This window comes from Caulobacter hibisci (assembly GCF_016135805.1).
In the GTDB taxonomy this organism is placed as follows: domain Bacteria; phylum Pseudomonadota; class Alphaproteobacteria; order Caulobacterales; family Caulobacteraceae; genus Caulobacter; species Caulobacter hibisci.
The window spans coordinates 101,090-108,248 of sequence record NZ_JADWOX010000019.1; the positions used below are offsets into that span (position 1 = coordinate 101,090).

Annotated in this window: 6 protein-coding genes; 4 read left to right on the forward strand and 2 right to left on the reverse strand. The window is 68.7% G+C overall.

Features of this window, described 5'->3' with window-relative positions; all coding sequences use genetic code 11:
• Positions 1-181: 181 nt before the first annotated feature.
• A complete protein-coding gene (locus tag I4Q42_RS21360; RefSeq protein WP_198578112.1) occupies positions 182-1,468 on the reverse strand; it encodes an adenylosuccinate synthase in 1,287 nt (428 codons plus the stop codon).
• A 113-nt stretch (positions 1,469-1,581) separates the two neighbouring features.
• Positions 1,582-2,193 carry an acyloxyacyl hydrolase gene (locus tag I4Q42_RS21365; protein WP_198578113.1) on the reverse strand — a complete coding sequence of 204 codons (612 nt, stop codon included), beginning with the start codon at positions 2,191-2,193 and terminating at the stop codon, positions 1,582-1,584.
• 115 nt (positions 2,194-2,308) lie between these two features.
• Here I4Q42_RS21365 and I4Q42_RS21370 point away from each other — a divergent pair, with 115 nt between their 5' ends.
• From I4Q42_RS21370 to I4Q42_RS21385, 4 genes are all read left to right on the forward strand, one after another.
• Positions 2,309-3,280: a threonine ammonia-lyase gene (locus I4Q42_RS21370; protein ID WP_198578114.1), complete on the forward strand. Its 972-nt coding sequence runs from the start codon at positions 2,309-2,311 to the stop codon at positions 3,278-3,280.
• A gap of 141 nt (positions 3,281-3,421) precedes the next feature.
• A complete protein-coding gene (locus I4Q42_RS21375) occupies positions 3,422-3,751 on the forward strand; it encodes an endonuclease domain-containing protein (RefSeq protein ID WP_198578115.1) in 330 nt (109 codons plus the stop codon).
• A gap of 173 nt (positions 3,752-3,924) precedes the next feature.
• Complete coding sequence (locus I4Q42_RS21380; protein ID WP_198578116.1) at positions 3,925-5,598, forward strand: M28 family metallopeptidase; 1,674 nt, start codon at positions 3,925-3,927, stop codon at positions 5,596-5,598.
• Between the two features lie 116 nt (positions 5,599-5,714).
• Positions 5,715-7,103 (forward strand): L-serine ammonia-lyase, encoded by a 1,389-nt coding sequence (locus I4Q42_RS21385; RefSeq protein ID WP_198578117.1) that lies wholly within the window; start codon positions 5,715-5,717, stop codon positions 7,101-7,103.
• The last annotated feature ends 56 nt before the right edge of the window (positions 7,104-7,159 follow it).

Genomic DNA, 7,159 nt, shown 5'->3' on the forward strand with positions numbered 1-7,159 from the left:
TGCCGCAAAGGAACCTCCCCCTGTGGGGGAGGTGACCGCGAAGCGGTCGGTGGGGGGAGTGATTGCGATGGCGGCCAAGCGCGGTGGGGGCTGAAACCGTCCCCCCACCGGCCTTCGGCCGCCTCCCCCACGGGGGGAGGTTCATATTTCGCGACAGCTCCCCTTCAGAGGGATCAGATCGTCACCCCGCGAACGGATCGCGCATCAGGATGGTGTCGTCGCGCTCGGGGCTGGTGGACAGCAGGGCCACCGGGGCGCCGATCAGTTCCTCGACGCGGCGCACATACTTGATGGCGTTGGCGTTGAGATCCTTGAACGAGCGGGCGCCGGCGGTGCTTTCGCTCCAGCCTTCGATTTCCTCGTAGACCGGCTCGGCGGCCGCCTGGTCGCGCATGCCGGCCGGCAGGTAGTCGAGCACCCGGTCGCCGATCTTGTAGCCGACGCAGATCTTCAGGGTCTTCAGCCCGTCCAGCACGTCCAGCTTGGTCAGGGCGATGCCGTCGATGCCGTTGATGGCCACCGACTGGCGCACCAGCACCGCGTCGAACCAGCCGCAGCGGCGCGGACGGCCGGTATTGACCCCGACCTCGCGGCCGACGGTCGACAGGTGGGTCCCGACCTCGTCATTGAGCTCGCAGGCGAACGGGCCTTCGCCGACGCGGGTGGTGTAGGCCTTGACGATGCCCAGCACGTAGCCCGGACCCTTGGGGCCCATGCCCGAGCCGGCGGCGGCCTGGCCGGCGACGGTGTTGGACGAGGTGACGAACGGATAGGTGCCGTGGTCGACGTCGAGCAGCGAGCCCTGGGCGCCTTCGAACAGGATGCGCTTGCCGGCCTTGTGGGCCTGGTCCAGCACGCGCCAGGCGGGCTGGGCGTAGGCCAGGATCTTCGGCGCGATCTCCATCAGCTGGTCGAACAGCTCGGTGGCGTCGGCGTCCGGCAGGCCCAGGCCCCGGCGCAGGGCGCCGTGGTGGCTGAGCAGGCGCTCGATCTTCGGCTTCAGGGCGTCCGGATCGGCCAGGTCGGCGACGCGGATGGCGCGACGGCCGACCTTGTCCTCGTAGGCCGGGCCGATGCCGCGGCCGGTGGTGCCGATCTTCTGGCTGGAGGCGGCCTCGCGGGCCTGGTCCAGGTCGCGGTGCAGCGGCAGGATCAGGCAGGCGTTGTCGGCCAGGATCAGCACGTCCGGCGTGATGGCCACGCCCTGGTCGGCGATCTTGGCGATCTCGCCCAGCAGGTGCCACGGGTCGACGACGACGCCGTTGCCGATGACCGAGGTCTTGCCCTGCACGACGCCCGAGGGCAGCAGGGCCAGCTTGTAGACCTTGCCGTCCACCACCAGCGTATGGCCGGCGTTGTGGCCGCCCTGGAAGCGCACGACGACGTCGGCCCGGTTGGAGAGCCAGTCGACGATCTTGCCCTTGCCCTCGTCGCCCCATTGGGCGCCCACGACGGTCACGTTGGCCATGATAGAGATATGCCTTGTCACCTGCCCGGTAGCGCCCGCGGCCCTTCGACAGGACTCGGCGGCGGACGTTCTTCAGATTGTAAGGCGACAAACGGGGGCGGCCCCCCGCGAAGTCAGAAGGCGTAAAGCAGCCGCACGCCCAGATCGTCAAGCCCCTGGTTCTTGCCCTGGTGGAAGATCTGGCCGTTCGACAGGTGCACATAGGACAGCTCGGCCGCCCATTTGTCGTTGAAACGGTAGCCCAGCGACAGTTCCGGCTGGAACAGCACCTTCGAGCCGAAATCGATGCGGGTGTAGTAGAGCTTGATGCGGCGGGCGCGCTCTTCGTCGCTGATGCCGGCGGCGTTGGCCGGCGGCAGGCCGGTCTCGCCGTCGGTATAGGCCAGGCCCATGCCCGGGCGGAAATAGAAGCCGCCCTTGTCGCCCAGCTCGATCGGCCAGCTGAAGCCGGCGGCGACGAAGTTGGAGGTGTCCTCGCTGTTGAGCGACACGAAGGCGTGGACCTGCGGCTTGCCCAGCCAGGTCAGGTTTTCCAGTCGGTCGGTGCGGTAGCCGAGGTGCAGGTCGACCCCGTCCTCGCGGCCGGCCGCGCCCAGGCCGACGGCCTCGCCGATGAAGGTGACGTCGTGCTTGTAGGCGCCGACAAGCAGTTCGCCGGCGCTGGCCGAACCGGCGGCGAGCGTCAGGACGGCGCAGGCCGCGGCGGCCAGCATTGCGGATTTCATGTGTCTGACCCCTCAGCAGTCTCAAGCTCCCTTATGGCGCGAAGTTTCGGGGGGAGCTAGTAGCGGTGCGGTCGATTGTCGCGGTCCGCGGGCCGCAGCTTCAACGGATGCAGTCATGACCGTCTCGCTCGCCGACATCCAGGCCGCCGCCGATCGCCTCAAAGGCCAGGCCGTGGTCACGCCGCTGCTTGAGAGCGCGGCCCTGTCCGAGCGCCTGGGCGGGCGCATCTTCGTCAAGCCCGAGACCCTGCAACTGGCCGGGGCCTTTAAGTTCCGCGGCGCCTACAACCGCCTCTCGCAGCTGTCGGCCGAAGAGAAGGGCAGGGGCGTCGTCGCCTTCTCGTCGGGCAACCACGCCCAGGGCGTGGCGCTGGCCGCCCGCAAGCTCGGCATGCCGGCCCTGATCGTCATGCCGCTGGATGCGCCCAGCGTGAAGGTCGAGGCCACGCGGGGTTTCGGCGCCGAGATCCGCTTCTTCGACCGCTTCAAGGAAGACCGCGAGGCCATCGCCGCCGAAATCGCCGACCAGCGCGGGATGATCGTCGTGCCGTCCTACGACGACCCGCACATCATCGCCGGCCAGGGCACGGTGGGGCTGGAGATCATCGCCCAGGCCGAGGCCGCCGGCGCGACCCTCGACCGCGTGCTGTCGCCGGTCGGCGGCGGCGGCCTGATCGCCGGGACCTCGACCGCCGTCAAAGCCCTGTCGCCCTCCACCCAGGTCTGGGGCGCCGAGCCGGCCGGCTTCGACGACACCCGCCGCTCCCTGGCCAGCGGCGCCCGGGAAGTGGTCGATCCCGAGGCCCGCTCGTTCTGCGACGCCCTTCTGGCCCCCACCCCCGGCGCCCTGACCTGGCCGATCAACAGCCGCACGCTCACGGGGATAGCCGCCGTCACCGACGAGGAAGTGGCGGCCGCCATGCGCTGGGCGTTCATGAACCTGAAGCTGGTGGTCGAGCCCGGCGGCTGCGTGGCCCTGGCGGCGGCGCTGAGCGGCAAGATCGACCTGGCGGGGACGACGGCGGCGATCGTGCTGTCGGGCGGGAACGTGGATCCGGCGGTGTTTGCCTCGGTGTTGGCGGGCTGACAGGATCCTTCTCCCCTTGCGGGGGAAGGTGGCGGCCGAAGGCCGTCGGATGAGGGGTCTCTCAAAACTCAAAACCGCGAACGAGAGTCACCCCTCCCACCGCAACTTGAAATTGTTCCCTTTTCGTTCCATGTTCGCGACATGGCCGCCCTCGCCCAAGCCCGCCATATGCGCCGCGCGCCCGTCGCCACGGAACGCCTGTTGTGGACCCTCCTGCGCGACCGCCAACTCGACGGCCTGAAGTTTCGGCGACAGGTTCCGCTGGGTCGCTACATCGCTGACTTCGTCTGCTTCCGGCATCGCCTGATCATCGAAGCCGACGGGCCGCACCATGACGAGCGCGACCGGGATTTGATCCGCGATTCCTGGATGCGAGAGCAGGGTTTCCGGGTGATGCGTTTCCCCAACCACGTGGTTCACGGTGATCGGGAAGCCGTCCTCGCGGCCATATTGGCAGCCTGCGGTCGGTAGTTCGCGCCGTGCGCGGCGGCGCCGGCTTTCGACCCCTCATCCGACGTCCTTCGGACGTCACCTTCTCCCGCAAGGGGAGAAGGATCCTCTTTTTCTCAGCCCCCTAGCGGCGGGCAAAACCTCCCGCTAGGGTCCGCGACCTCGAAACGAACCGCTCGAAAAGAGTAGCGACGATGAAACGCCTTCTCCTCGCCACGGCCCTGATCGCCGCGCCCATGCTCGCCCATGCCGCCGATGCGCCCAAGATCGACCCGGCCCGCCTGTCGCAGCACATCAAGGTGCTCTCCTCCGACGAATTCGAAGGGCGCGGCCCGGCCACCGAGGGCGAGAAGAAGACCGTTGCCTACATCACCCAGCAGATGAAGGAGATCGGCCTGGAGCCGGCCGGCGACCTGCAAAAGGACGGCAAGCGCGCCTGGGCCCAGGACGTGCCGCTGGGCAAGTTCGAGATCAAGGGCCCGGTCGCGGCGGCCTTTTTCCGCAACGGCGGCCCGGCCGAGGGCGGCGAGGACACGCCGCTGACCCAGGGCGAGCAGATCGCCATCCGCGCCGCCATGACCAATGTCGACAAGGTGTCGATCAAGGGCGCCCCGGTGGTCTTCGCCGGCTATGGCGTCACCGCCCCCGAGCGCAACTGGGACGATTTCAAGGGCCTGGACGTCAAGGGCAAGATCGTCGTCGTGCTGATCAACGACCCGGACTTCGAGACCGGGAAGGGTGATTTCGGCGGCAAGGCCATGACCTATTACGGCCGCTGGACCTACAAGTACGAGGAAGCCGCCCGTCGCGGCGCCGCCGGCCTGCTGATCGTGCACGAGACCGCCCCGGCCTCCTACGGCTGGAACACAGTCAAGAACTCCAACACCAACACGATGTTCGACATCGTCCGCAAGGATCCGACCAAGTCGCACCCGGCCCTTGAGGGCTGGATCCAGCGCGACGTCGCCGTCGATCTCTTCAAGCAGGCGGGCCTCGACTTCGACGCCCTGAAGGCGCAGGCCCAGACCCGCGACTTCAAGCCGGTGGCCCTGAAGGGGATCACCTTCTCGGCCGACTACGCCGTCAAGCACGAGGTCATCGTCTCCAAGAACATCGCCGGCCGGGTGAAGGGCGTGAAGTTCCCCGACGAAAACATCATCTACAGCGGCCACTGGGACCACCTGGGCGTCGGTCTGCTGGACGCCAAGGGCGACAAGATCTACAATGGCGCGGTCGACAACGCGGATGGTATCGCGGCTTTGCTGGAACTGGCCCGGGCCTTCAAGAGCCAGCCGGCGCCGCAGCGCTCGGTGCTGTTCCTGGCCGTGACGGCGGAAGAAAAGGGCCTGCTGGGCTCGGAATACTACGCCGCCAACCCGCTGTTCCCGCTGGCCAAGACGGTCGCCGACCTCAACATCGACGCCCTGTCGGCCGCCGGCCCGGCCAAGGACGTCACCACCTCGGGCGACGGCAAGGTCGACCTGCAGGACCTGCTGGTCGCCAAGGCCAAGGAAGAGGGCCGCTACTTCACGCCCGATCCCACGCCGCAGGCCGGCCACTTCTACCGCTCGGACCACTTCCCCTTCGCCAAGCGCGGCGTGCCGGCCATCTCGGTGGGCTCGGGGAACGACCTCTACAAGGGCGGCAAGGAAGCCGGCGAGAAGGCCGAGGAAGACTACACCGCCAACCGCTACCACCAGCCGGCCGACGAATGGTCGCCCGACTGGGACCTGTCGGGCCAGGCCCTGGACATCGGCCTGTTCTACAAGGTCGGCGCTGATCTCGCCAATTCGCGCGTGTGGCCGGAGTGGCAGGCGGGGTCCGAGTTCAAGGACCTGCGCGACAAGACCAAGGCCGAACGGAAGTAAGAGCAATTAGCCCGATCACCCCCGCGAAGGCGGGGGCCCAAGCCGAGTCGACCGCGCGCCGTGGCCAGCTCAGCTTGGGTCCCCGCCTTCGCGGGGAAGAACGGTGAAGAATAAAAATGACCGCCTCCGTCTTCGACCTCTTCAAGCTGGGCGTCGGCCCTTCCAGCAGCCACACCATGGGGCCGATGACGGCGGGGGTGATGTTCGTCGAGCGGCTGCGCGCCGCCGGCAAGCTGCCCTCCACGGCCCGGGTCGAGACCCGGCTCTATGCGTCGCTCGCCCTGACCGGCAAGGGCCACGCCACCGACCGCGCCGTGATCCTGGGCCTGATGGGCTTTGCCCCCGCCGACCTCGATCCCGACGCCGGCGAGGCGGCCCTGGCCGAGACCAAGGCCAGCCAATGGCTGCTGCTCGGCGGCGAGGTCGGCATCGGCTTCGACGAGGCCCGCGACATCGTCTTCGCCGGCCACGAGCGCTTGCCCCAGCACCCCAATGCGCTGACCTTCACCGCCTATGACGCGGCCGGCGAGGTGCTGGCCGAGCGCACCTACTTCTCGATCGGCGGCGGCTTCGTGCGCGACGAGAGCGAGATGGGCCGCAACGCGCCGCCCGAGGCGGGGCCGGCCATCCCGTTCCCGTTCGAAAGCTCGGCCGACCTGCTGGAACGCGCCGACCAGGCCGGCCTGACCATCGCCGGGGTCATGGCCGCAAACGAGCTGGCCCGGATGAGCGAAGGCGAGATGAACGCCGGCCTCGACCGCATCTTCGGGGCCATGGAGGCCTGCATCGACCGGGGCATGCGCGAGGACGGCATCCTGCCCGGCGGCCTGTCGGTCAAGCGTCGCGCCCGCCAAATCCACCAGACCATCCTCGGCCGTATGGAGCGCCAGATGAGCGATCCCCTGGCGGCCATGGACTTCGTCAACCTGTGGGCCATGGCGGTCAACGAGGAGAACGCCGCCGGCGGCCGCGTCGTCACCGCCCCGACCAACGGCGCGGCCGGTCTGGTCCCGGCCGTGCTGCGGTTCTTCATGCGCTTCCACAAGGGCTCGCCGGAACAGGCGCGGGTGTTCCTGCTGACGGCGGCGGCGATCGGCGCGCTCTACAAGCGCAACGCCTCGATCTCGGGGGCCGAGGTCGGCTGCCAGGGCGAGGTGGGCGTCGCCTGCTCGATGGCGGCCGGCGGGCTGTGCGCCGCGCTGGGCGGCACCAACGCCCAGATCGAGAACGCCGCAGAGATCGGCATGGAGCACAACCTCGGCCTCACCTGCGACCCGATCGGCGGCCTCGTCCAGATCCCCTGCATCGAGCGCAACGCCATGGGCGCCATCAAGGCCATCGACGCCGCGCGTCTCGCCCTGCTGGGCGACGGCCAGCATTCGGTGTCGCTCGACAAGGTCATCGCCACGATGAAGCGCACCGGCGAGGACATGAACGAGATCTACAAGGAGACGTCCCTGGGCGGGCTGGCCGTGGGGCTGTCGGTGAACCGGGTTGAGTGCTGACGGCATCGCTGGCGACAGCTCCCGCCGATCAAGATCCTCCCCCTCTGGGGGAGGTG

Coding starts and splice junctions, on each gene's coding strand:
- I4Q42_RS21385 (WP_198578117.1), top strand. CDS start 5,715: ATGACCGCCTCCGTCTTCGACCTCTTCAAGCTGGGCGTCGGCCCTTCC.
- I4Q42_RS21360 (WP_198578112.1), bottom strand. CDS start 1,468: ATGGCCAACGTGACCGTCGTGGGCGCCCAATGGGGCGACGAGGGCAAG.
- I4Q42_RS21375 (WP_198578115.1), top strand. CDS start 3,422: ATGGCCGCCCTCGCCCAAGCCCGCCATATGCGCCGCGCGCCCGTCGCC.
- I4Q42_RS21380 (WP_198578116.1), top strand. CDS start 3,925: ATGAAACGCCTTCTCCTCGCCACGGCCCTGATCGCCGCGCCCATGCTC.
- I4Q42_RS21365 (WP_198578113.1), bottom strand. CDS start 2,193: ATGAAATCCGCAATGCTGGCCGCCGCGGCCTGCGCCGTCCTGACGCTC.
- I4Q42_RS21370 (WP_198578114.1), top strand. CDS start 2,309: ATGACCGTCTCGCTCGCCGACATCCAGGCCGCCGCCGATCGCCTCAAA.